Raw genomic sequence first — 779 nt, forward strand, 5'->3', positions numbered from 1 at the left:
AGACGGTTGCTGATGCTGTTGCGGCGCAGGTGGTTCGGTCGCCGGGTGCGCCTGCGTTGTGGTGTGAGGGTCGGGTGGTGTCGTATGCGGAGTTTGGTGCGCGGGTGGCGGTGTTGGCGCGTGAGTTGATTGGTGTGGGTGTGGGGCCTGAGGTGGCGGTGGGGGTGTCGTTGGAGCGGTCGGTGGAGTTTGTGGTGGCTATTCATGCGGTGGTTGCTGCGGGTGGTCAGTATGTGCCGTTGGATACTCAGGCGCCGGTGGAGCGGGTGGAGTACATGGTGGGTACTGCTGGGGTGGGTGTGGTGGTGGTTGCTGCGGGTGCGGTGCCTGCGGCGGTGGTGGAGTTGGGTGATGGTGTGCGGGTGGTTGAGGTGGATGCGTCGGGGTCGGTGGATGTGTCGGTGGCTGCGGTGTCTGATGGTGAGCGGTTGGGGTCGTTGTCGGGTGATGCGGCGTTGTATACGTTGTTCACGTCGGGGTCGACGGGTCGGCCGAAGGGTGTCACCGTCTCGCACCGTTCCGTGCTCAACAGGTTGTGGTGGGGACTGGGCGAATATCCGTGGTCGGCAGGCGATCGGGTGGTGTTGAAGACGCCGGTGACGTTTGATGTGTCGGTTCCGGAGTTGTTCGCGCCGTTGATGTCTGGTGCGCAGGTGGTGGTGGCGCGGCCGGGTGGTCATGCGGATCCGTTGTATCTTGCGGAGTTGATCGGGGCGACGCGGGCGACGTCGGTGCATTTCGTGCCGTCGATGTTGTCGGTGTTCCTCGATGTGGTTCCC

1 protein-coding gene is annotated in these 779 nt (G+C 64.2%); it reads left to right on the forward strand.

Annotation, left to right across the window (positions count from 1 at the left end):
- On the forward strand, positions 1-779 hold a 779-nt coding region (locus GOSPT_RS05350), incomplete at both ends, for an AMP-binding protein (RefSeq protein WP_005203827.1).

It is taken from the genome of Gordonia sputi NBRC 100414 (genome assembly GCF_000248055.1).
Classification (GTDB): Bacteria; Actinomycetota; Actinomycetes; order Mycobacteriales; family Mycobacteriaceae; genus Gordonia; species Gordonia sputi.